Raw genomic sequence first — 22,063 nt, 5'->3', positions numbered from 1 at the left:
ATCACGCGGATCGGAGCCTGTGCCACGGAGTTCCGGCGGGTGGGACGGGCCGCTCATCGCGTGGCCCTGCCGAGTACGCACGGGGAGCTCGGCGTGCGCGGCCCGCTCTCCGGGAGGTCGAAGGAGCGGTACCGGCCGAGGGCGAAGCCCGCCGCCCCGATCGCCCCGATCGCGTCCCGGGAGGTGTGGCAGCCGCCGAAGAGCAGCGGCCAGACCGTACGGTCCAGTCCCCGCTGTACGCGCGCGAGCCCGGGTGTCCCCGCCGCGACGTGCTCGAAGAAGCGGAGCTCGCCGCCGGGACGCACGACGCGACGCGCCTCCGCGAGGGCCCGCGGCACGCTCCGTACCGTGCAGAGCACCAGCGAGGCCACGGCCGCGTCGAAGTCCCCGTCCTCCGCCGGCAGCGCCTCGGCCGTGCCCGGCAGGACGGACACCGGCACGGGCGCCCGCCGCGCGGCCTCCTCGGCCAGTCGCCGCAGCCGGGGTTCCGGTTCGACGGCCACGACCTCCGTGACGCCGGCCGGGTAGTGCGCGAAGTTCAGCCCGTTCCCCGCCCCGATCTCGACGACCCGGCCGGTGAGCCCGGACAGCAGCTCCTCGCGCAGGGCGGCGATCCCTCCGCGCGCGTCGGCCGACACGCTGATGCGGGCGTAGAAGCGAGCGAAGAGCGGGTGGCGGACCCGAGGACCGGGGGGAGGCGTCGGAGCATGCGAAGGAGACGGAGGGGTCATCGGGCGCCCCTCACCCGGTCACGAAGCAGAACTCGTTGCCCTCCGGGTCCCGCATGACCTGGAAGGAGCCCTGCTCGTCCGTCACGAGACCGCCGACCCGGACCGCGCCGACGGGTCCCGCCTCGGTGGCGGCCCCGTCCGGGTCCGCCACCTCCAGGTCGAGATGGACGCGGTTCTTCACCGCCTTGCCCTCCGGCACACGCTGGAAGGCCAGCCGGACGAAGTCCGGCGGGTCGACGTACGACCAGTCGCCGGTGCGGTCGACCGGCTCGCCACCGAGGAGGCCCGCCCAGAAACGTACGAGGGCGGCGGGGTCGGCACAGTCGAAGACGATCTCCTGAACACGAGCGCGCATGCGTCCAGAGTACGGAGTCCGCCCCCCACAGGCCCTCGATCAGCCCCCGAGCCGGCCCCGTTCGGCCCCCGAGCCCGGGCCCCGAGTCGGCCCCGATGCGGACAGCGGGTCAGGCTTGGAACTCCGCCGCGAACTCCGCCCCGAACGCCTCCGCGTCCCACGTCCCCCCGAGCACCGGGGCCAGCCAGCCGGCCGCCGCCGCTCGGAACTCCGCGGGACCGAGCGAGCCCGAACCTTCCGGTACGGCCCCGAGCAGGGGCGCGCCCGCCGACTGCGGCAGGTCCGCCAGGTTGCAGCGGGCCGCCAGGTCCGGCGCGTCCGGCCAGCTGCCGACCACGACGCCCAGCTGCTCGATGCCCCGCGCCGCGAGCGCCTCGGCCGTCAGGGCCGTCGTGTTGAGCGTGCCGAGCCCCGCGGGGACCACGCACAGGACGGGGGCGCCCATCAGCGCCGCCGCGTCCGCGAGCGTGCCGCCCTCCTCGTCGAAGCGGACGAGCAGCCCGCCCGCCCCCTCCACGAGCACCAGATCGTGCGAGGCGGCCAGCACGGAGGCGGCCTCGGCCACCTGCCGGGGCCCGACCGGGGCGAGTCCGGCCCGCTTCGCTGCCGTTCCCGGAGCCAGCGGCTCCGGGAAGCGCCCCAGCTCGACCGAGGCCGCGGCGCCGGACAGCCGGACGACCTCGTCCGCGTCGCCCGTCTCGTCCGGCCCGACCCCGGTCTGCGCCGGCTTCAGGACCGCGACCGACCGGCCCGCGGCCGTGGCCACGGCGGCCACCGCCGCGGTCACCACCGTCTTGCCGATCTCCGTCCCCGTACCGGAGACCACGACGATTCCCACTGCTGTCCCTGTCCTTCCGTCTGTCGTTCAGCCCGCGGCGGCGGCCGCGTGGACCCCCGCGCAGATCCGGGCCAGGTCCTCGTCGCCGGTCACGTAGGGCGGCATCGTGTAGATCAGGTCCCGGAACGGGCGCAGCCACACGCCCGCCCCGACCGCCGCCCGCGTCGCCGCCGCCATGTCGATGGCGTGGTCGAGCTGGACGACGCCGATCGCGCCGCACACGCGCACGTCCTTCACGCCCGGGAGACCGGCGACCGGAGCGAGCCCCTCGCGCAGCCCCGCCTCGATGCGCTTGACGTCCACGGCCCAGTCCCGCGAGAGGAGCAGGTCGATCGAGGCGAGGGCCACCGCCGAGGCCAGCGGGTTCCCCATGAAGGTCGGCCCGTGCGCCAGGACCGGGACCTCGCCCTGGGAGATCCCGTCGGCGACCCTGCTCGTGCAGAGCGTCGCCGCCATCGACAGGTAGCCGCCGGTCAGCGCCTTGCCCACGCACATCACATCGGGGGAGACCCCCGCCTGGTCCGCGGCGAACAGTGTGCCCGTGCGGCCGAAGCCGGTCGCGATCTCGTCGAAGACGAGCAGGACGTCGTGCTCGTCGCAGGCCTCGCGCAGCACCTTCAGATAGGCCGGGTCGTGGAAGCGCATCCCGCCCGCGCCCTGCACGACCGGTTCCACGATCACCGCGGCCAGCTCGTCCGCGTGCCGCGCGATCTCGCTGCGGAGCAGTTCCGCGTACGACTCCTCGTACGCGACCGGAGGGGCATCCACGAACACCTGTCGCTGGAGCACCCCCGACCACAGCTCGTGCATCCCGCCCTGGGGGTCGCACACGGACATCGGCTGCCAGGTGTCCCCGTGGTAGCCGCCGCGCCAGGTGAGCAGTCGCTGCTTGCCCGGCCGGCCCACCGAGCGCCAGTGCTGGAGGCACATCTTGACCGCGACCTCGACGGCCACCGAACCCGAGTCGCTGAGGAAGACGTGCCGCAGCGGCTCGGGGGTGATCTCGACGAGGCGGGCGGCGAGGCGCACGGCCGGCTCGTGGGTGAGCCCGCCGAACATGACGTGGCTCATCCGGTCGAGCTGACCCTTCACCGCCTCGTTGAGCACGGGGTGGTTGTAGCCGTGGATCGCCGACCACCACGAGGACATGCCGTCGATCAACTCGTCCCGGCCCTCGGCCGGTTCGGCGAGCCGGAGCCGCACCCCGGACGCGGACGCGACGACCAGCGGGTCCGTACGGCCCGGCATGGGGCCGTACGGATGCCAGACGTGCGCCCGGTCCAGGGCGAGGAGTTCGTCGTTACGCATTCGGCGCCAGGTCCGTGCCGGCGCCCCGGCGGCGGACCGCCACCAGGTCGGTCCGCGCGGTGTTCGCCGCGGGGACCGCCTCGGTCGCCGCAGCCGCAGCCGCCTCGGCCGCCACGTGCTCGGCCGCCGGCGCGGCGTGGCCTCCGCAGGGACCGCAGCCCGCGCCCGCGTGCGAACCGCAGCCGCCGCCCTCGGCCGGGGCCTGCGAGCCGCAGCCCGCGCCCTCCGCCGAGGCGTGCGAACCGCAGCCGCCGGCCGCGGCGGCGCCCGCCGCCGCGAGCGCGTCCGCCCGGTGCGCGGGCAGCGTCGTCGTGCCCGCGCCCTCCACCTCGAAGCCCGCGTCCGCGATCATGTCGAGGTCGGCCTGGCCGGCCTGGCCCTCGCTCGTCAGGTAGTCACCGAGGAAGATCGAGTTCGCGATGTTGAGCGCCAGCGGCTGCATCGAGCGCAGGTGCACCTCACGGCCGCCCGCGATCCGCACCTCGACGTCGGGGCAGACGAACCGCACCATCGCGAGGATCCGCAGGCAGCGCTGCGGGGTCAGGTTCCACTCCTTGGCGAGCGGCGTGCCCTCGAAGGGGATGAGGAAGTTGACCGGCACCGAGTCCGAGTCGAGCTCGCGCAGCGCGTACACGACGTCGACGAGGTCCTCGTCGGTCTCGCCCATGCCCGCGATCAGACCGGAGCAGGCCGACAGACCGGCGGCGTGCGCCTTCTGCACGGTGTCCACCCGGTCCGCGTAGGTGTGGGTCTTGGTGATCCCCTCGTACGTCGCCTCGGACGTGTTCAGGTTGTGGTTGTACGCGTCGGCGCCGGCGTCCCGCAGCCGCTCCGCCTGGCCGTCCGAGAGCAGACCGAGGCAGGCGCACACCTCGATGCCCTCGTTCTGCTCCTTGATCGCCTCGATGGTCTTGCCGACCCGCTCGACGTCGCGGTCCGTCGGACCTCGCCCGCTCGCGACCAGGCAGACCCGCTTGGCCCCGCCCGCGACACCCGCGGCGGCGGCCTGGGAGGCCTCGTCCGGCTTCAGCCACGTGTACTTGAGGATCTCGGCCTTGGAGCCGAGCCGCTGAGAACAGTACGAGCAGTCCTCGGGGCACAGCCCCGACTTCAGGTTGACCAGGTAGTTCAGCTTCACGCGCCGCCCGAACCACTGACGGCGCACCTTCCCGGCAGCCGCCACCACATCGAGCAGCTCGTCGTCGGAGGTCGCCAGTACGGCGAGCGCTTCTTCACGGGTCGGCAGCTCGCGCCGCAGCCCCTTCTCCACCAGCGTGTTCAGCAGGTCCATAAACGCTGATCCTTGCCTACAGCCCACCCTCGGGCCAAGGAGGATCCGAACAAACGCCCCCGAACGAGGTGTGTGGATGACCACATCCCGACCTCGAAGGACTCCGGTTAGGGTCTGTGGGCTGCCTACAAAAGGATCGCCGCATGCCACTGGCCGACGACGCCCGGGCCGAGGGCCCGCGCCGGACCGCGTTCGACTGGACCGACGCCGAGGCGCGCCGCAGGGCGGAAGCCGGTCTCGTGCGTACGCTGCGGCCCCGGGCCGCCGAGTCGGAGCTCCTCGACCTGGCGAGCAACGACTACCTCGGCCTCACTCGCCGTGCGGAGGTCACCGAGGCGGCGGCCGAGGCGGCGAGGCGCTGGGGCGCGGGCGCGACCGGCTCCCGGCTCGTCACCGGAACGACCCGGCTGCACACCCGCCTGGAGCGCGAACTCGCCGATTTCTGCGGCTTCGAGGCGGCCCTCGTCTTCTCCTCCGGATACGCCGCCAACCTGGCCGCACTCACCGCGCTCGGCGGCCGGGACTCGCTGATCGTCTCGGACGCCTCCAACCACGCCTCCATCGTGGACGGCTGCCGGCTCGCGCGCGCCGAGACCGCCGTCGTGCCGCACGCCGACCCCGAGGCCGTACGCAAGACCCTGGAGGCGCGGCCGGCGCACCGGGCGCTCGTGGTCAGCGACTCCGTCTTCTCCGTCGACGGTGACAAGGCCCCGCTGACGGAACTCGCCGAGGCCTGCCGCGCGCACGGCGCCGGCTTCGTCGTCGACGACGCCCACGGCTTCGGCGTCCTCGGCTTCGGCGGCCGGGGCGCCCTGCACGAGGCCGGCCTCGCGGGCGACGAGGACGTCGTCGCCACGCTCACCCTCTCCAAGTCCCTGGGCAGCCAGGGCGGCGCGGTCCTCGGCCCGGCCCGGGTCATCGAGCACCTGGTGAACGCGGCGCGCACCTTCATCTTCGACACCGGGCTCGCCCCGGCGGCCGCGGGCGGCGCGCTCGCGAGCCTGCGTCTGATCTCGGCCGAGCCGGCGCTCGCCGGGCGGGCGCGGACCGTCGCCACCACCCTGTACGAGCTCCTCACGGCGGCCGGGCTGACCGCGGCGCGGCCGGACGCGGCCGTCGTCTCGGTGCGGGCCCCCTCGCCCGAGGCGGCGCTGCGCTGGGCGGCGGACTGCCGCGAACAGGGCCTGGCGGTCGGGTGCTTCCGTCCGCCGTCCGTCCCGGACGGCATCTCGCGGCTGCGGCTCACGGCCCGCGCGGACCTGACGGATTCCGAGGTCGACCGGGCGGTGCGGACGATCCTGCGCACCGCGCCCGCCGCCGTCTGACCGCTTCGACTCCGGTGCCCAAGAGCGTTCACGGGCAGCAGAGTTCACCGCTTCGGGCGATAGATGCGCACATATCGTGGTGGAACCCCGTACGGGGCGGCACGATCGGTGGCACTCTGACGCGAAGCGCAATCCGGGGTGGTGTCCCCGGCGGGAAAGGGACAGCGCCGCCATGGCAGACCATCAGGAAGTATCCGTCACTCTGCCGAGCGATCCCGCCTCGGTCCGCACGGCACGCAGATACGTCGCGGACGTCCTGGGGGACTGGGGGCTCGACGGCGACGCGGAGATCGCGGACTCGATCCGGCTCATCATCTCGGAGCTGGCCACCAACGCCGTCCAGCACACCTTCGGTCAGTCGCCCACCTTCACGGTCGACCTCCGCCTGGAGCGGGAGGAGCGGCTGCACATCGGGGTGACCGACAGCCATCCCCGCTGGCCCCGCCGCCTTCCGGCAGCGGTCCAGCAGGACAACGGGCGGGGCATGGTCATCATCCGGGTCCTGGCGGCGGAGGCCGGTGGCCGCCTCTCGGTCACACCGACCGAGGAGGGCGGCAAGACGGTCTGGATCACGCTGCCGTGGACGATGGCCCCGCTGTCGGGCTCGTACCGCTGAGGCCGGGGTGCGGCGGCGCCACCGCACCCCCCCCGTCAGAGGTCAGCGCCCGGGGGCCGTCACCGGACGCGGCCGTAGTAGACCTTCGACGACCAGATCCTGTCGAGCTTCACCCAGGAACCCGTCTTGGGCGAGTGCCAGATCTTGCCGCTGCCGGCGTAGATGCCGACGTGGTAAACCCTCCCACCCGAGTGGAAGAAGACCAGGTCACCCTTCTGCCTGCTGGCCTTGGAGATGTGCCGGGTCTTGTTGTACTGCTGCTGCGCGGTGCGTGGCAGCGACTTGCCCGCCTTCTTGTACGCGTAGAGCGTCAGACCGGAGCAGTCGAACCGCGTGGGTCCGGCGGATCCGTACCGGTAGGGCGATCCTTTCTTTGACACGGCGACGCTCAGTGCCTTGTTCGCGTGTGTCGTCGCTGCCTGGGCCTCCGGTGCCGCACCTGGTGCGAACAGCGTGCCGCCGACGGCGGCGAGGGTGAGAGCCGAGACGGCTCCGGCCCGGGACAGCAGGGACGGGACATGCATCTGCGCGGTCATGCGCAACCCTTCGTCAGCCGCCTGAGAAGGATGACCTGTCGGGTTCGGGCAGGCGAAGATGCCCGGCCGCGGCTGCGGCTTCACCCCAAGGAACGGCCCTCGCTGTCGTGACAGCGCGAACGTCCCGTACTGATTGGGTCCTCCACTCCTGCCGATCCACTCCTGTCGACCAGACGTCCGGGACAGCGGCAGGACTCGGCGTCCGCCCGGACCGCCCCGCCGCGGTGGCGGGGGCTTGTCGTCGAGAGGGATCTTGACCCACGACATGGGCGAAAACCGAGCTGAAACGGCGATATGTGAGGCTCCTCACGACTGATCCATTCAGGTGGACAGACCGCCTTTGTGATCTTCGGAGGTTTGGCCGACGAGCCGCGTACCAGCGATGGAACGTTCGATTCCGCCAAATGCGTACACCTGTTGCGCAACTCGCCCGCTTCATATGTCGACTCGTCGACTACGCCGAACGGGGGAGGGATTCTGCGGTGACTGTCGGCCGACCGGACCTCGACACGACACGCGAGAATGTCAACTCGCCCGGGTCCTCGGGACGGTGACGCGGTCCGTCCGGCGCTCCCCGTCCAACACCCTTAGGGCGCGCGCCAATGTGTCCGTGTGGACCTCGGCCTCGCCCCGTATATGCATGAGCGTCAGGGCCTCGCGCAGCGCCTCCGCGCGCCCCACCAGGGCCTGAGCCGCGCGCAACGCCCCATAAGTATGCGTGCTCCTGGATGGATTGATCTTCCCCAGGAGGTCGACGACTTCGAGGTACGCGTCGACGAGTTCACCCTCCGCCCGGGTCAGGGCGGGCAGCGGCGGCAGTTCGGGGACCACGGCCGGGTCACCCCTCCGTACCGCCGGCGGCGGCGCGCCGGTTCGCGACCACGTGGTCCGCCAGGCCGTACGCGACGGCCGCCGCTGCGTCCAGGACGGTCAGCCGGTCGGTGTCGGCGTCGATCCGCTCCCGGTCCTGTCCGGTGTGCTCGGCGAGCATCCCGGCGACCAGTGCGCGCAGGCGCAGGAGTTCGGCGGCCTGGAGGTCGAGGTCGCTGAGCTGCCCCTGGAGGGGTTCGTCCAGGGTCGGCTGACGGAGGGTGACCCGGGCGCCGGGCAGGATCAGGCGCTTGCCCGGGGTGCCGGCGGCGAGCAGGACGGCCGCGGTGGAGACGGCCTGGCCCAGGCAGGTGGTCTCCACGTCGCAGGAGAGCGTCCGCATCGTGTCGTAGATCGAGGTCATGGCGCTGATGGAGCCGCCGGGGGAGTTGATGTAGAGCGAGATGTCCTGGCCGGGGGCCGCGTGGTCGAGGTAGAGGAACTGGGCGATGGCGTCGTTGGCCGAGGTCTCGTCGACCGGCGTGCCGAGGAAGACGATCCGGGACTCGAGGAGCTTCGAGTACGGGTCGAGGGTCCGGGTCCCGAAGCTGGTCCGCTCCGTGAACTCGGGCAGAACGTAGCGCGCGTCCATGGCTGAGCACCTCCATCGAAACTGTCTCTGTAAAAAATGTACAGGACGTACAGGCCGTAAGATGGGGAGCATGACCTACGAGATCCCGGTGACGCAAGCGCGGGCTGAGCTCGCCGACCTCATCAACCGCGTCGTGTACGGCGGTGAGCGCGTGGTCGTCACCCGCCACGGGAAGCCCCTGGTCGCCCTGGTCTCGGCCGCTGACCTGGAGGCTTTGGAGTCGGCGGACGAGCCGGCGGCGGAGCAGGTGGTCAGCTCGGTCTCCGCGCTGCGCCCGGTCGACTCCGCCACGGGCGAACAGCGCCGCTTCGGCATCGCCGCCCACCATCGCGACCCGGGCGTCTCCTGACCCTCCCGTACACACGGAAGCGCCCGCAGGCGCGGAAGCGCCGCGCGCGCAGAGGAGTCGTACATACGGAAGAGCCGCGTGCCCCCGTCCGCTACAGCGGGGGCACGCGGCCGTCTTTCGTCGCCCGCGCTCAGCCCACGGGCGCCGGGGCCGGGACCGGGGCCGGCGCCGCCACCGGCTTCTTGCCGGCGCGGCGCCCGCCGGCGCCCAGCAGGGTCGCGGTCAGACCCGCAGCCGCCCAGACCGCGAGGACGAGCAGCGGTCCGCCCGCTGCCGCGCCGTCGAAGAAGGAGACCGACCGCAGGGCCGAGCCCCCCGCGCCCGGCGGCAGCGACTGCCCGAGCGAGCCGACCGCGGTGGGCAGCAGCTCCGGTGCGCTCGACACCCCGGAGAAGGGGTTGCCGATCAGGATCATGAGCAGCGCCCCGAGCCCGAAGCCCGGCTTCCCGATGAGCGCGGCGAGTCCGGCGAAGGTCGAGGCGATCGCCAGGACGGTCAGGGACAGCACCCCGGCCTCCGCCCACCAGCCGCCGGTGAGCGCACCGAGCCAGCTGTGGGCGAGGGCCGTGCCGACCAGCCCCGCGAGCACCGAGGCGCCGACGAGGGTGGTCACCGCCCGGGTCCCGCGCAGTCCGAGGAGGGTCGTGACGACACCCGCCGCGGCCCCCGCCAGGGCGAGCGGCAGCAGGCTGGAGGCGAGTACGGCCCCGCGGGGGTCACCGGCCGGGGCGGCGACCACGTCCGTGAGGGTCACCTTCGCGCCCTCCGGGACCTGCGCCGTCACGGCCTCCCTCAGCAGCCCGGCCACCACCGGGCTCGCGGCCGAGGCGGTCAGGAGCTCCGTACCGCCCGGTGTCACGACCACCGCTCCGTATACGTCCCGGTCCGCTATCGCGGCGCGGGCCGCGGTGGCGTCCTCGTAGCGGTGCACCTCGAAGGCCCCCTCGTGGCGGGCGAAGCCCTGCTCCAGGGCGGTGACCGCCGTCGCGGGGCCGGCGACGCCGATCGGCAGGTCGCGGGGGGCCGTCCGGGCCGCCGGCCAGGCGAAGGCCCAGAGGGCCAGGGCCACGACGGTCGGGATCAGCGCCATCACCGCGATGGTTCTGCGCCCCGCGCCGAGGGCGGGGGCGGTGGTGGTGGCGGACATGGTGTCCTCGATTCAAAGAGAAGGATCGTTCGTTTTTCTTGGTGCCACTGTCCTGCCGTGCCGGGAAGTTGTCAAGAATGAATATTCGTTTTAGGTTCGTCCCATGGCTCGTGTCTCCCAGGAACACCTCGACGCCCGGCGGCGGCAGATCCTCGACGGCGCGGCGCGCTGCTTCGCCCGCAACGGCTTCCACGCGACCTCGATGCAGGACGTGCTGGCCGAGGTGGGCCTGTCGGCCGGCGCGGTCTACCGCTACTTCCGCGGCAAGGACGAACTGATCGCGGCCATCGCGACCGAGGCCTTCGCGGGCATCCGGAGCGCGTTCGAGGAGGCGTCCAGGGCCACCCCGCCGCCCACGCCCGACGTCCTCCTCGGCGCGGTGCTCCGGCTCTTCCTGGAGGAGCGGATCGAGGGTGCCGACCGGCAGGCCTTCGCGCGGCTGATCATCCAGGTGTGGACGGAGACGCTGCGCGACGAGGCGCTGGCGAAGACCCTCGCCGAGGGCTACCACGGCATGCGCGTCGCCTGGGCGGAGCTCGTCACCGCCTACCGCGAGAGCGGCATCCTGCGCGCCGACGTCCCCGCCGACCACGTGGCCCGCACCCTGATCGCCGTCGCCCAGGGCTTCATCGCCCAGCAGGCGCTCTTCGGGGACGTGGCCGTGGACATCCTGGAGGACGGGCTCAGGGGCCTGATGTCGATGTCCGTCGATCCGGTCCGATGATCATGAAAACGCAAAGCCGGAGTTAACGAGCCGGAAAAACTTCCGCCCTAACGTGCAATGTCCGGCCGTGGACCGCTTCCCGGCAGCTCAACAGGCTGTTGAAGCTGGGTAGGGTCCGCAGCTGTCCGGGTGCCGTCCCGGTCGACGACTGTGAGGTGGAAGAGTGCAACTGAGCCCGCACGAACAGGAACGCCTGCTCATTCATGTCGCGGCCGACGTGGCCGAGAAGCGCCGGGCGCGGGGTGTGAGACTCAACCACCCCGAGGCCGTCGCCCTGATCACCTCCCACATCCTGGAGGGCGCCCGGGACGGCCGCACGGTCGCCGAACTCATGGCCTCCGGCCGCAAGGTGCTCTCCCGCGAGGACGTCATGGAGGGCATCCCCGAGATGATCCACGACGTCCAGGTCGAGGCCACCTTCCCGGACGGCACCAAGCTCGTCACCGTCCACGACCCCATCGTCTGAGCGGGGACGCCGATGATTCCCGGAGAGATCCTGTACGCGCAGGACCCGGTCGCCCTCAACGAGGGGCGCCCCGTCACCCGCCTGACCGTGCTCAACTCCGCCGACCGGCCCGTCCAGGTCGGCTCCCACTACCACTTCGCCGAGGTCAACCCGGGCTTGGAGTTCGACCGGGCCGCCGCGCGCGGACAGCGCCTCCACATCGCCGCCGGGACCGCCGTCCGCTTCGAACCCGGCATCCCCGTCGAGGTCGAGCTCGTCCCCATCGCGGGCCGCCGGATCGTCCCGGGTCTGCGCGGCGAGACCGCGGGCCCCCTCGACGCCGACGCGGTCCTCGACGCCGACGCAGACGCAGCCCCCGAAGCCGAAGCAGCCCCCGGCACCGACGCCGCCCCCGAAGCCGAAGCAGCCCCCGGCACCGTCGCCGCCCCCGAAGCCGAAGCAGCCCCCGGCACCGTCGCCGCCCCCGAAGCCGAAGCAGCCCCCGGCACCGTCGCCGCCCCCGAAGCCGAAGCAGCCCCCGGCACCGTCGCCGCCCCCGAAGCCGGAGCAGCCCCCGGCACCGTCGCCGCCCTCACCGCGGCGACCGGCCCGAACGGAGCCCCCCGTGCCTGACCTGCAACGCCCCGTCTACGCCGACCTGTTCGGCCCCACCACCGGCGACCGCATCCGGCTCGCCGACACCGATCTCCTCGTCGAGATCGAGGAGGACCGCTGCGGCGGACCCGGCCGTGCCGGCGAGGAGGCGGTCTTCGGCGGCGGCAAGGTCGTCCGCGAGTCCATGGGCCAGGCCCGCACCACCCGCGCCGAGGGCGCCCCCGACACCGTGATCACCGGAGCCGTGATCATCGACCACTGGGGCGTCGTCAAGGCCGACATCGGCATCCGGGACGGCCGGATCACCGGCATCGGCAAGGCCGGCAACCCCGACACCATGGACGGCGTCCACCCCGACCTCGTGATCGGCCCCGAGACCGAGATCATCGTCGGCAACGGCAAGATCGTCACCGCGGGCGCCGTCGACGCCCACGTCCACTTCATCTCCCCGACCGTCGTCGAGCAGGCCCTCGCCACCGGCGTCACCACACTCGTCGGCGGCGGCACGGGACCCGCCGAGGGCACCAAGGCGACCACCGTCACGCCCGGCCCGTGGCATCTCGCCCGGATGTTCGAGGCCCTGGACACCTTCCCCGTCAACATCGGCCTGCTCGGCAAGGGCAACACCATGTCCCGGGAGGCCATGCACTCCCAACTCCGGGGCGGAGCACTCGGATTCAAGATCCACGAGGACTGGGGCGCCACGCCTGCGGTCATCGACGCCTGCCTCGGCGTCTGCGAGGAGACCGGCGCCCAACTCGCCATCCACACGGACACCCTGAACGAAGCGGGCTTCGTCGGCGACACCCTCGCCGCCATCGCCGGCCGGACCGTCCACGCGTACCACACGGAGGGCGCCGGCGGCGGGCACGCTCCCGACATCATCACGGTCGTCTCCGAGCCGTACATCCTGCCCAGCTCGACCAACCCGACGCGACCGCACACCGTCAACACCATCGAGGAACACCTCGACATGCTGATGGTCTGCCACCACCTCAACCCGGCCGTCCCCGAGGACCTCGCCTTCGCCGAGTCCCGCATCAGGCCCTCCACCATCGCCGCCGAGGACGTCCTCCACGACCTGGGCGCCATCTCGATCATCTCCTCCGACTCCCAGGCCATGGGACGCGTCGGCGAGGTGATCATGCGGACCTGGCAGACCGCCCACGTGATGAAGAAGCGGCGCGGCGCCCTGCCCGGCGACGGCCGCGCCGACAACCACCGGGCCCGCCGCTACGTCGCCAAGTACACGATCAACCCGGCCGTCGCCCAGGGCATGGACCACCTCATCGGCTCCATCGAGACCGGCAAACTCGCCGACCTCGTGCTCTGGGACCCCGCCTTCTTCGGGGTGAAGCCGCTCACCGTCGTCAAGGGCGGCCAGATCGCGTACGCGCAGATGGGCGACGCCAACGCCTCCATCCCGACCCCGCAACCCGTCATGCCCCGCCCCATGTTCGGCGCGCTCGGCAGGGCGGCGGCGGCCGGCTCCGTCAACTTCACGGCCCGAGCGGCCATCGAGGACGACCTGCCCCAGCGGCTCGGCCTGCACAAGGAGTTCGCCGCGATCGGCGACACCCGGCGCGTCACCAAGGCGGACATGCGGGAGAACGACGCCCTGCCCCGGGTCGAGGTCGACGCCGACACCTTCTCGGTGACCATCGACGGAGAGGTGGTCGAACCGGCACCGGCCGCCGAACTCCCCATGGCCCAGCGCTACTTCCTCTTCTGAGGGTGCGGAAACGATGACACGCTCCGCACTCCTCGTGCTCGCCGACGGGCGCTTCCCCGCCGGCGGTCACGCCCACTCCGGCGGCGCAGAGGCCGCCGTCAAGGCGGGCCGCATCAAGGACGCCGACGACCTGGAGGCCTTCTGCCGCGGCCGGCTCCACACCACCGGCCTCACCTCCGCCGGCCTGGCCGCGGCCGCCGCGTACGGACTCGACCCGTACGAGCTCGACGCGGCCGCCGACGCCCGCACGCCCTCACCCGCCCTGCGCGCCGCCGCCCGCAGGCTCGGCCGCCAGCTGATGCGGGCGGCCCGCGCCACCTGGCCCAGCGCCGAACTCGACGCGCTGGCGGCGGCCTTCCCGCGCGGCGCCCATCAGCCCGTCGTCCTCGGCGCCACCGCCCGGGCCGCCGGGCTCGGCCCCGAGGACGCCGCTCACTGCGTCGCGTACGAGACGGTCGGCGGTCCCGCCACCGCCGCCGTACGCCTCCTCAGCCTCGATCCGTACCGGGCGACGGCCGTCCTCGCCCGCCTCGCACCCGAGATGGACCACGTCGCCGCCCGCGCGACCGCCGCGGCGCGCCAGGGCGTCGACGCGCTGCCGGCCGCTTCCGCGCCGCTGCTCGACCTCACCGCCGAACAGCACGCGGCCTGGCCGGTCCGCCTCTTCGCCTCCTGAGCCACCCGAGCACACGGCAACCCGAGCATCCGAGTACGACGCACAAGCCCACCGCCACCCCCCAGGAGCCTCCCGATGCACCTCGACCACGGTCACACCCACCACGGAGCGGTATCCGCCGACGCCCACCGCCCCGACGGCACCCGCCGCGCCCTGCGCGTCGGACTCGGCGGACCGGTCGGTTCCGGCAAGACCGCCACCGTCGCCGCCCTCTGCCGGGCCCTGCGGGACACCCTCTCCATCGCCGTCGTCACCAACGACATCTACACCCGCGAGGACGCCGAGTTCCTCCTCCGCAACGCCGTCCTGCCGCCCGAGCGCATCCGGGCCGTCGAGACCGGCGCCTGCCCGCACACCGCGATCCGCGACGACATCTCCGCCAACCTGGAAGCCGTCGAGGAACTGGAGGAGGCCGTCGGTCCCCTCGACCTCATCCTGGTCGAGTCCGGCGGGGACAACCTCACCGCCACCTTCTCCAAGGGGCTCGTCGACGCCCAGGTCTTCGTCATCGACGTGGCGGGCGGCGACGACATCCCGCGCAAGGGCGGACCGGGGGTCACCACCGCCGACCTCCTCGTCGTCAACAAGACCGACCTCGCCCCGTACGTCGGCTCCGACCTGGAGCGCATGGCCCGCGACGCGAAGGAGCAGCGCGGCGAACTGCCCGTCGTCCTCACCTCCCTGCGCGCCGAGAACGGCGTCGGGCCCGTCGCCGACTGGGTCCGCCTCCAGCTCACCGCGTGGGCCGGAGCCGGGGCGCCGGCCGCGTGAGCCTGAGCGCCACCGCCCGGATCGCCGCCGCGGCCGACGGCGGGCTGCCGCTCCTGGAGAGCGACGGCCCCCTCGCCCTGCGCCGCACCAGGGCCGCCGCCGGCTGGACCCGGGTCACCGTCGTCGGGGCGATGAGCGCCCCGCTCGGCGGCGACCGGCTCGCGATCGAGACGGAGGTGAGGGCCGGGGCCCGGCTCCTCGTCGACACCGCCGCCGCCACCCTCGCCCTGCCGGGCCGCGGTGCCGAGCCCGCCACGTACGACGTCCGGATCGCCGTGGGGGAGTCCGGCGTCCTGCGCTGGCTGCCCGAGCAGCTCGTCTCCGCCCATGGCTCGCACCTGCGGATGCGCACCACCGTCGAGCTCGCCGCCACGGCCCGGCTCGTCCTCCGTGAGGAGCAGATCCTCGGCCGGCACGGCGAACCGCCCGGCACCCTCGTCACCCGCCTCACCGTCCGTCGGGCCGGCCGCCCCCTGCTCGACCAGGAACTGGCGTACGGCCCCGGGGCCCCCGGCGGCTGGGACGGCGGCGCGGTCCTGGCCGGCCACCGGGCCACCGGTCAACTCCTCGTGGTGGACCCCGACTTCGCCGACGAACCCAGGGAGCCGAGACTCCTCGACGAAGGGGCCGTGATCGCCCCCCTCGCGGGCCCCGCGGCCCTCGTCACCGCCGTCGCCCCCGACGCCCTCACGCTCCGCCGCCTGCTCGACGCGGCCCTGGCCGAACTCGCCCCGCACTGAACCGCACGGACGCGGGGGGCGGCCGTCCGACGGCCGCCCCCCGCACCGGTCGGCGTCAGCCCCGGGTCTTCAGCCAGGCGTCCTCCGCCGCGTAGTCGAAGAAGTCCACCCCGTACTTGGCGAGACCGGGGAAGGCCTCCCGCCAGTCCCGGTCCGCCAGGTGCGCGGTCAGCCACGCCACCGTCTCCGGGAGCGACTCGGCATAGGACACCACCGGCCGGTATCCCAACTCCCGTTCCGCCGCCGTCATGTCGTAGACGATCGGGTGCGGCGCGGTCCACGGAGTGAGCCCCACGGTCTCCGCCGGCTCCCCCTCCATCAGCACGAACTCGCTCCGTACGCCCAGCACCGCGTCGATCTCCGCCCCGATCTCCGCCACCGTCGGCGCCTCGGGGTCCGCGCCGTTGAGCACCCGGCTCCCCGGCTTCGCCGCCGCGAGCCGGACGAGCTCGGCGAGGTTGTCCACATGGGCCGGATGGAAGCGCGAGGTGCCGCCGTACGCGAGGACGCGCACCGGCCGCCCGTCGAGCGCCCGCTTGACGAACCACAGCTCGCGCGGGCCCGGGCAGAACGGCCCGTGGATCGCGCCCGCGCGCAGCAGAGTCGTCGGCAGCGCGTCGCCCGCCGCCAGCAGCTCCCGCTCCAGGGCGATCTTCCGCGTGCTGTACGAGGTGTCGCCGGGCGCGACGGTCCGCCAGTCCTCCCGGGTGGGCACGGGGAAGGCGGGGAAGCCGTCGGGCCGGTCCTGGGTGTCGAAGCTGCGGCCCTCCTCGTCCTCGTACACGGCGCCGCTCGACACCACCACCGCCGAGCCGATCCGGTCGGCGAGCCCGGTCAGCTGCCGGCCGTGCCCGCCGCCGTACGCCACGATGTCGACGAGCACGTCGCAGCCGTCGCCGAGCCCCGCGGCGAGCGCCCCTTCCTCGGTCCGGTCCAGCCGCAACGTCCGGACCTCCTCCGGCCACCTCTCGTCCCGCGCGCCGCCCCGCGAGGCGGCCGTCACCTCCCAGCCGTCCGCGACGAGGGCCCGCACGGCCGCCCGCCCCACCTGTCCCGACCCACCCAGTACGAACGCGTTTCCCTTGGTCATGATCGCGACGCTACGGGCGACGGGACCGGTGCCCCAAGCGATTGCGCCGTGCGCGGATCCGCCCTCAGCGTTCCCGTCGGCGGAACCTTCGCGCGGGCTCCTCGGTTCCCGCCTCCGCCGCCTTCACCACGGCCGCGTACTCGTCCACGTACTCCTGCCCGGACAGCCGCAGGATCTCGTACATGATCTCGTCGGTCACCGCGCGGACCACTGCCCGCTCGTCCGCGGACCCCGCGAAGCGGGAGAAGTCCAGTGGGGCCCCGAAGCGGATCGTGACCCGGCGGATTCGCGGCACGACCTTCCCCGGCGGCTGGATCTCGAAGGTGCCGACCATGGCGCACGGCACCACCGGCACCCCGGCGGTCAGGGCCATCAGCGCCACCCCGACCTTGCCCTTGTAGAGCCGCCCGTCGTGCGAGCGCGTCCCCTCGGGATAGATCCCGAGCAGCTCGCCCTTGCCCAGGACGCCGAGCCCCTCGCGGATCGCCGCCTGCCCTGCCTCCTTCCCGGACCGGTCGACCGGGATCTGCCCGGCGGCCCGGAAGAACGCGGCCGTGAGACGTCCCTTGACCCCGGGCCCCGTGAAGTACTCCTGTTTGGCGAGAAAGGTGATCCGCCGGTCGAGCACGGCCGGCATCAGGAAGTGGTCGGAGAAGGAGAGGTGATTGCCCGCGACGATCGCCGCGCCCTCCTCCGGGACGTGCTCGAGCCCCTCGATCCGCGGCCGGAAGAGCAGCCTGAGCAGCGGCCCCAGCAGTACGTGCTTCATCAGGTGGTAGAACACCCGCGACCCCCGTTCGTCGTCCGTCATGCCCGTTGTATCGGCGCGCGGGCCCGTGGTCCACTGGTGGGGGAGCGTCACGATGACCGGACAACGCGGAACGAGACGTCCCGGCCGTGTCCTCACCGCGGTGCTCTGCGCGGTGACGGCGGCCGGTCTGTACGGCTGCTCCGACCCGGGCCCCCGCGAGCCGAGCCCCACGCCGACCCCCTCACCGGCCACGACGCCCCCGTCCACCACGGCCCCGGCGCCCTCCACCACGGCCCCCGCGCCGGCCGGCCGGTCACCGCTCACGGGACTCCCCGCGCGGCCCGCCCCCGTCGTCGCCGTGAAGATCGACAACGTGGCGGCGGCCCGCCCCCACACCGGTCTCGGCGCCGCCGACCTCGTCTACGTCGAGCAGGTCGAGGGCGGCGTGACCCGGCTCCTTGCCGTGTACTCCTCCCGGCTCCCCGAGCTCACAGGACCCGTCCGCAGCGCCCGGGAGTCCGACATATCGCTCCTCGCGCCGTTCGGCGAGCCGGTGCTCGCGTACTCCGGCGCGCAGACCGCCCTGAACCCCCTCCTGAACGCGGCACCGCTGCACCTCGTCACCGAGACCACCGCCCCCGGGGCCTTCCGCCGCTCCCCGGACCGGGCCGCGCCGCACAACCTCTACGTCCGCCCGGCACGCGCCCTCGCAACCGATCCGTCCCCGGAGAACGCCCAGGACATCGGCTTCCGCTTCGGGTCCGTGCCGCCCGGCGGCACCCCGGTCGACACGTCGACCGTCCGCTTCCCGGCGGCCCGCTACACCTTCACGTGGTCCGCCGCCGACCGCGCCTGGCGGGTCGCGATGGACGGCCGTGAGGCCCGCGCCACGGACAGCGGACCGCTCACCCCCGAGACGGTCGTCGTCCAGCGCGTCACCATCCGTCCGTCCGACTTCCAGGACCGGTTCGGCGCGGTCTCCCCGTACACGGAGACGACCGGCAGCGGCACGGCACTCGTGCTGCGCGACGGCCGCTCGTACGAAGCCCGCTGGTCCCGGCCCACGCCCGACGCGGGCACCACCTTCACCACCCCGGACGGGGCGCCCCTCGCCTTCGCCCCGGGCCAGACCTGGGTCGTCCTCGCCCCGCTCGGTTAGGTCCTGTCGTCAAACTCCCGTCGTCCGCCCGCAGGGCAGGCGGGAGTTTGACGACAGGACCTAACCGAGCGGAGGGGCGGGGGTCAGGGGACAGGAGTCAGGGCCGTGTCGTGCCCGGTCGGCCGGGCTCGCGCGGTGGGCGCTGACGTGGCGCAGAGGGCGTCGAGCTGTCCGCCGCCGCCATGCCGATCGTGGCCACCACCAGCACCATCAGACCGAACCACAGCCATCCGCTGCTGCCGAGCGCCACCGTGTACGTCGTCGTCAGGACCAGCGCCGCGCCGGTGAGCGCCGCCATCGTCCTCGTGGGACCGGACATCGATCCGCCTCCTCCCGACCGGGGCCGCGGAAGTCGTCGTCCCCATCGTGACCCCGGAAGGGGGGCGCGCGCTACTCCCTGGACGCCCCCGCGTGCGCCGGGGCGGAAAGCGCGCCGGGTCTCAGCTCCTGGCCCGGAGCGAGGCCAGGTACGCGTTGTACGCCTCCAGCTCCTTGTCCCCGTTCCGGTCGGCGGCCCGGTCCATGCGGACGGCCTGCCGCTGCTCGGAGTGGTACCACTGGTAGACCAGCGCGATCAGCACCAGCACGGACGGGATCTCGCTGAACGCCCAGGCGATGCCGCCCGCCGCGTTCTGGTCGGTGAGGGCGTCGATCCCCAGCGAGGCGGGCGGGGTCCGGTACGTCCCGACCATCGGCTCGCTCGCCATCATCAGCGCGATGCCGAAGAACGCGTGGAACGGCATGCCCGCGAACAGCTCCAGCATGCGCATCACGTAACCCGGCCGGTGCGGGCCCGGGTCCACGCCCATGATCGGCCAGAAGAAGACCAGGCCGACCATCAGGAAGTGCACCATCATCCCGATGTGCCCGGGCTTGGAGCCCATGAGGAAGTCGAAGAGCGGCGTGAAGTACAGCGCGTACAGGCTCGCGATGAACATCGGGATCGTGAAGCCGGGGTGCGTGATCACCTTCATGTACCGGCTGTGCAGCAGCTTCAGGAGCAGCTCGCGCGGTCCCGTCGAGCCCCGGTCCGCCACCGGCAGCGCCCGCAGCGCCAGCGTCACCGGCGCGCCGAGCAGCAGCAGGATCGGCGACAGCATGGAGATGACCATGTGCTGCACCATGTGCACGCTGAACATGACCATGCCGTAGTCGTTGAGCTTGGTGCACATCACCAGGGCGACGCTCAGGACACCGACGGTGAAGAACACCGTCCGGCTCACGGGCCACGCGTCACCGCGCCGCCGCAGCCGCGCCACACCCCAGCCGTAGAAGCCGAGTCCCGCGAGGCAGCCGATGAGGAAGAAGAGGTCGGGAGAGAACTCCAGGCCCCGCGCCAGCGTGAACGGCGGCAGATCCATGGTCATGCCGTGCCCGCTGTGATCCATCTGAGTACTCCTGGAGCCCGATTCGCGCTTGTTGTCCGCACCAGACTAGAACCGCCCCCGGCCGCGATCGCGACCGGGGGCGGTTCTGGGCTCTTGGCGTCGTCAGAGCACGCACTCGGCCTCGGTGTAGCGGTCCTCGGGGACCGTCTTGAGGGACTCGACGGCCTGCGCCAGCGGGACCATCACGATGTCCGTGCCGCGCAGCGCGGTCAGCATGCCGAACTCGCCGCGGTGCGCCGCCTCCACCGCGTGCCAGCCGAAGCGGGTGGCGAGGACGCGGTCGTACGCGGTCGGGGTGCCGCCGCGCTGGACGTGGCCGAGGATGACCGGGCGGGCCTCCTTGCCCAGGCGCCGCTCCAGCTCCACGGAGAGCTGGTTCGCTATGCCGGTGAACCGCTCGTGGCCGTAGATGTCCGTGCCCGCGGACTTGAAGTCCATCGAGCCCTCGCGCGGCTTCGCACCCTCGGCGACGACCACGATCGCGAACCGCTTGCCGGCCTCGAAGCGCTCGCCGACCCGGGAGGTCAGCTCGTCGATGTCGAAGGGGCGCTCCGGGACGACGACGGCGTGCGCACCGGCGGCCATGCCGGAGTGCAGCGCGATCCACCCGGTGTGGCGGCCCATGACCTCGACGACGAGTACGCGCTGGTGCGACTCGGCGGTCGTCTTCAGCCGGTCGAGCGCCTCGGTGGCGACGGTGACGGCCGTGTCGAAGCCGAAGGTGACGTCGGTGGAGGCGATGTCGTTGTCGATGGTCTTGGGGACCCCGACGATCGGCAGGCCCGCCTCGGAGAGGAGGTTGGCCGCCTTCAGGGTGCCCTCGCCGCCGATCGGGATGATGGCGTCGAGGCCCAGGTCCGCGACGTGGCCGCGGGCGCGCTCGACGCCGCCGACCAGGTGCGCGGGCTGGACCCGGGAGGAGCCGAGGATGGTGCCGCCGCGGGCGAGTATGCCGCCCACCGCGTCGAGGTCGAGCTTGCGGTAGTCGCCTTCCAGCAGGCCCTTCCATCCGTCGTGGAAGCCGATGACCTCGTCACCGTGGTCGACGACGGCGCGGTGCACGACGGAACGGATGACGGCATTCAGACCGGGGCAGTCTCCGCCGGAGGTGAGCACACCAATGCGCATAGCCCAAAAACCTTTGCAACGTGGGCCGACTCCCGGACCACGTCGTCCGGCTGGATCCCCGCCACCCTATCGGTGCCGGGTGGCGGGGCCGAAACGGATGTCCGCACAGTGGACACCGTAGTTTCGTACGAACCCGTGAGGGTTTCGTCAGGCGGGCTGCGTGGCCGCCGCGATGCGCTCGGCGCGCAGCGCCTCGTACCACCGGTCGTCGGTCGGCGGCAGCGCGTTCACGTCGAGGGCCAGCTTCAGGAGCAGGTCCGCGATCTGCGGGTTCCGGGCCATGACGGGGCCGTGCATGTACGTACCGAAGACGGTGTCGTTGTACGCGCCCTCGGTGCCGTCGCCGGTGCCGTTGCCGTTGCCGAAGACGGTCCGGGCGAACGGCCGGGCCGTCGGGCCGAGGTGGGTGATGCCCTGGTGGTTCTCGAACCCGGTCAGCTGGGGCAGGCCGAGGCGTGGGTCGATGTCCGCGAGGACGTCGCCGACGCAGCGGGCGCCCTCGCCGCGGGTGGTGATCACGTCGAGCAGGCCCAGGCCGGGCTGGCGCTCGCCGACGTCGTTGATGAACTCGTGGCCCAGGATCTGGTAGCCGGCGCAGACCGAGAAGATGATCGCGCCGTTGGACGCGGCCCGGGGCAGACCGCCGTCCCGGAGGAGCCGCTCGGCCGCGAGCCGCTGCGGGCGGTCCTCGCCGCCGCCGATCAGATAGATGTCGCCCGAGGTCGGGATCGGCTGGTCGCTGCGGACGTCGACGCGCTCGACGTTGAGGCCGCGCTGGCGGGCGCGGCGCTCGACGACGAGGACGTTGCCCTGGTCGCCGTAGGTGCTGAGCAGGTCCGGGTAGACCCAGACCAGGCGCAGGCTGCTGTCAGTCATGCTGCATGTC

The 22,063-nt window shown here is 72.9% G+C and carries 25 protein-coding genes, 1 pseudogene and 1 riboswitch; of the genes and pseudogenes, 11 read left to right on the top strand and 15 right to left on the bottom strand.

Annotated elements, in window-relative coordinates; translation table 11 throughout:
- Nucleotides 1–53 precede the first annotated feature (53 nt).
- The 5 genes from IE124_RS19885 to bioB all read right to left on the bottom strand — a co-directional run bounded on the left by IE124_RS19885 (nucleotide 54) and on the right by bioB (nucleotide 4,523).
- Nucleotides 54–731, bottom strand: coding sequence for a class I SAM-dependent methyltransferase (locus IE124_RS19885; protein WP_189509158.1), 678 nt, complete (start codon nucleotides 729–731; stop codon nucleotides 54–56).
- Nucleotides 732–741: 10 nt separating this feature from the next.
- On the bottom strand, nucleotides 742–1,086 hold the full coding sequence (locus IE124_RS19880; protein WP_189509157.1) for a VOC family protein: 345 nt from the start codon (nucleotides 1,084–1,086) through the stop codon (nucleotides 742–744).
- Between the two features lie 109 nt (nucleotides 1,087–1,195).
- Nucleotides 1,196–1,924 (bottom strand): dethiobiotin synthase, encoded by a 729-nt coding sequence (gene bioD / locus IE124_RS19875; RefSeq protein ID WP_189509156.1) that lies wholly within the window; start codon nucleotides 1,922–1,924, stop codon nucleotides 1,196–1,198.
- Nucleotides 1,925–1,951: 27 nt separating this feature from the next.
- Nucleotides 1,952–3,232, bottom strand: coding sequence for an adenosylmethionine--8-amino-7-oxononanoate transaminase (locus IE124_RS19870; RefSeq protein ID WP_189509155.1), 1,281 nt, complete (start codon nucleotides 3,230–3,232; stop codon nucleotides 1,952–1,954).
- Nucleotides 3,225–4,523, bottom strand: a complete 1,299-nt coding sequence (bioB, locus tag IE124_RS19865) for a biotin synthase BioB (RefSeq protein WP_189509154.1) — start codon at nucleotides 4,521–4,523, stop codon at nucleotides 3,225–3,227. Before bioB ends, IE124_RS19870 begins: the two co-directional genes overlap by 8 nt.
- Nucleotides 4,524–4,666: 143 nt before the next feature.
- Here bioB and IE124_RS19860 point away from each other — a divergent pair, with 143 nt between their 5' ends.
- Nucleotides 4,667–5,848: an 8-amino-7-oxononanoate synthase gene (locus IE124_RS19860; protein WP_189509153.1), complete on the top strand. Its 1,182-nt coding sequence runs from the start codon at nucleotides 4,667–4,669 to the stop codon at nucleotides 5,846–5,848.
- 172 nt (nucleotides 5,849–6,020) lie between these two features.
- On the top strand, nucleotides 6,021–6,464 hold the full coding sequence (locus IE124_RS19855; RefSeq protein ID WP_055644775.1) for an ATP-binding protein: 444 nt from the start codon (nucleotides 6,021–6,023) through the stop codon (nucleotides 6,462–6,464).
- Between the two features lie 59 nt (nucleotides 6,465–6,523).
- Here the strand turns inward: IE124_RS19855 and IE124_RS19850 are convergent, their stop codons facing one another.
- The 3 genes from IE124_RS19850 to IE124_RS19840 form a co-directional block, all read right to left on the bottom strand.
- Nucleotides 6,524–7,000 (bottom strand): C40 family peptidase, encoded by a 477-nt coding sequence (locus tag IE124_RS19850; protein ID WP_189509152.1) that lies wholly within the window; start codon nucleotides 6,998–7,000, stop codon nucleotides 6,524–6,526.
- 3 nt (nucleotides 7,001–7,003) lie between these two features.
- Nucleotides 7,004–7,186, bottom strand: a riboswitch (cyclic di-AMP (ydaO/yuaA leader).
- A 339-nt stretch (nucleotides 7,187–7,525) separates the two neighbouring features.
- Entirely contained in the window at nucleotides 7,526–7,831 is a 306-nt protein-coding gene (locus IE124_RS19845) for a hypothetical protein (protein WP_189509151.1), read from the bottom strand.
- Nucleotides 7,832–7,838: 7 nt separating this feature from the next.
- Nucleotides 7,839–8,462 (bottom strand): ATP-dependent Clp protease proteolytic subunit, encoded by a 624-nt coding sequence (locus IE124_RS19840; RefSeq protein ID WP_189509150.1) that lies wholly within the window; start codon nucleotides 8,460–8,462, stop codon nucleotides 7,839–7,841.
- 70 nt (nucleotides 8,463–8,532) lie between these two features.
- Here IE124_RS19840 and IE124_RS19835 point away from each other — a divergent pair, with 70 nt between their 5' ends.
- Nucleotides 8,533–8,811, top strand: coding sequence for a type II toxin-antitoxin system Phd/YefM family antitoxin (locus IE124_RS19835; protein WP_189509149.1), 279 nt, complete (start codon nucleotides 8,533–8,535; stop codon nucleotides 8,809–8,811).
- Nucleotides 8,812–8,941: 130 nt separating this feature from the next.
- Here IE124_RS19835 and IE124_RS19830 read toward each other — a convergent pair whose 3' ends face one another.
- On the bottom strand, nucleotides 8,942–9,958 hold the full coding sequence (locus IE124_RS19830; RefSeq protein ID WP_189509148.1) for an ABC transporter permease: 1,017 nt from the start codon (nucleotides 9,956–9,958) through the stop codon (nucleotides 8,942–8,944).
- A 103-nt stretch (nucleotides 9,959–10,061) separates the two neighbouring features.
- Between IE124_RS19830 and IE124_RS19825 the strand changes: the two genes are divergently transcribed.
- From IE124_RS19825 to IE124_RS19795, 7 genes and pseudogenes are all read left to right on the top strand, one after another.
- Nucleotides 10,062–10,682 carry a TetR/AcrR family transcriptional regulator gene (locus IE124_RS19825; protein WP_189509147.1) on the top strand — a complete coding sequence of 207 codons (621 nt, stop codon included), beginning with the start codon at nucleotides 10,062–10,064 and terminating at the stop codon, nucleotides 10,680–10,682.
- A 163-nt stretch (nucleotides 10,683–10,845) separates the two neighbouring features.
- Nucleotides 10,846–11,148, top strand: a complete 303-nt coding sequence (locus IE124_RS19820; protein WP_189509146.1) for an urease subunit gamma — start codon at nucleotides 10,846–10,848, stop codon at nucleotides 11,146–11,148.
- 12 nt (nucleotides 11,149–11,160) lie between these two features.
- Nucleotides 11,161–11,469: pseudogene (locus tag IE124_RS19815) on the top strand (urease subunit beta); the annotation flags it as partial.
- A 283-nt stretch (nucleotides 11,470–11,752) separates the two neighbouring features.
- Nucleotides 11,753–13,474: an urease subunit alpha gene (locus IE124_RS19810; protein ID WP_189509145.1), complete on the top strand. Its 1,722-nt coding sequence runs from the start codon at nucleotides 11,753–11,755 to the stop codon at nucleotides 13,472–13,474.
- Nucleotides 13,475–13,487: 13 nt separating this feature from the next.
- Nucleotides 13,488–14,150: an urease accessory protein UreF gene (locus IE124_RS19805; RefSeq protein WP_189509144.1), complete on the top strand. Its 663-nt coding sequence runs from the start codon at nucleotides 13,488–13,490 to the stop codon at nucleotides 14,148–14,150.
- A gap of 75 nt (nucleotides 14,151–14,225) precedes the next feature.
- On the top strand, nucleotides 14,226–14,921 hold the full coding sequence (gene ureG, locus IE124_RS19800) for an urease accessory protein UreG (RefSeq protein WP_189509143.1): 696 nt from the start codon (nucleotides 14,226–14,228) through the stop codon (nucleotides 14,919–14,921).
- Nucleotides 14,918–15,661, top strand: a complete 744-nt coding sequence (locus tag IE124_RS19795; protein WP_189509142.1) for an urease accessory protein UreD — start codon at nucleotides 14,918–14,920, stop codon at nucleotides 15,659–15,661. Before ureG ends, IE124_RS19795 begins: the two co-directional genes overlap by 4 nt.
- 55 nt (nucleotides 15,662–15,716) lie before the next feature.
- Here the strand turns inward: IE124_RS19795 and IE124_RS19790 are convergent, their stop codons facing one another.
- Both IE124_RS19790 and IE124_RS19785 read right to left on the bottom strand, forming a co-directional pair.
- Nucleotides 15,717–16,751: an NAD-dependent epimerase/dehydratase family protein gene (locus tag IE124_RS19790; RefSeq protein WP_189509141.1), complete on the bottom strand. Its 1,035-nt coding sequence runs from the start codon at nucleotides 16,749–16,751 to the stop codon at nucleotides 15,717–15,719.
- Nucleotides 16,752–16,815: 64 nt separating this feature from the next.
- Nucleotides 16,816–17,535, bottom strand: coding sequence for a lysophospholipid acyltransferase family protein (locus tag IE124_RS19785; RefSeq protein WP_189509209.1), 720 nt, complete (start codon nucleotides 17,533–17,535; stop codon nucleotides 16,816–16,818).
- Between the two features lie 79 nt (nucleotides 17,536–17,614).
- Here IE124_RS19785 and IE124_RS19780 point away from each other — a divergent pair, with 79 nt between their 5' ends.
- Nucleotides 17,615–18,661, top strand: a complete 1,047-nt coding sequence (locus IE124_RS19780) for a DUF3048 domain-containing protein (RefSeq protein WP_189509140.1) — start codon at nucleotides 17,615–17,617, stop codon at nucleotides 18,659–18,661.
- A gap of 97 nt (nucleotides 18,662–18,758) precedes the next feature.
- Here the strand turns inward: IE124_RS19780 and IE124_RS19775 are convergent, their stop codons facing one another.
- The 4 genes from IE124_RS19775 to IE124_RS19760 form a co-directional block, all read right to left on the bottom strand.
- Nucleotides 18,759–18,980, bottom strand: a complete 222-nt coding sequence (locus IE124_RS19775) for a hypothetical protein (RefSeq protein WP_189509139.1) — start codon at nucleotides 18,978–18,980, stop codon at nucleotides 18,759–18,761.
- Nucleotides 18,981–19,101: 121 nt separating this feature from the next.
- Nucleotides 19,102–20,049: a cytochrome c oxidase assembly protein gene (locus IE124_RS19770; RefSeq protein WP_189509138.1), complete on the bottom strand. Its 948-nt coding sequence runs from the start codon at nucleotides 20,047–20,049 to the stop codon at nucleotides 19,102–19,104.
- Nucleotides 20,050–20,151: 102 nt separating this feature from the next.
- On the bottom strand, nucleotides 20,152–21,177 hold the full coding sequence (locus tag IE124_RS19765) for a 6-phosphofructokinase (RefSeq protein WP_189509137.1): 1,026 nt from the start codon (nucleotides 21,175–21,177) through the stop codon (nucleotides 20,152–20,154).
- Between the two features lie 147 nt (nucleotides 21,178–21,324).
- On the bottom strand, nucleotides 21,325–22,053 hold the full coding sequence (locus IE124_RS19760; RefSeq protein WP_189509136.1) for a type 1 glutamine amidotransferase: 729 nt from the start codon (nucleotides 22,051–22,053) through the stop codon (nucleotides 21,325–21,327).
- Between the last annotated feature and the right edge of the window lie 10 nt (nucleotides 22,054–22,063).

Origin of the sequence: Streptomyces narbonensis, from assembly GCF_014649015.1 — a bacterium.
Taxonomy (GTDB): domain Bacteria; phylum Actinomycetota; class Actinomycetes; order Streptomycetales; family Streptomycetaceae; genus Streptomyces; species Streptomyces narbonensis.
The sequence above is the reverse complement of the archived record's forward strand: the minus strand, read 5'-3'. Positions and strand labels throughout refer to the sequence as shown.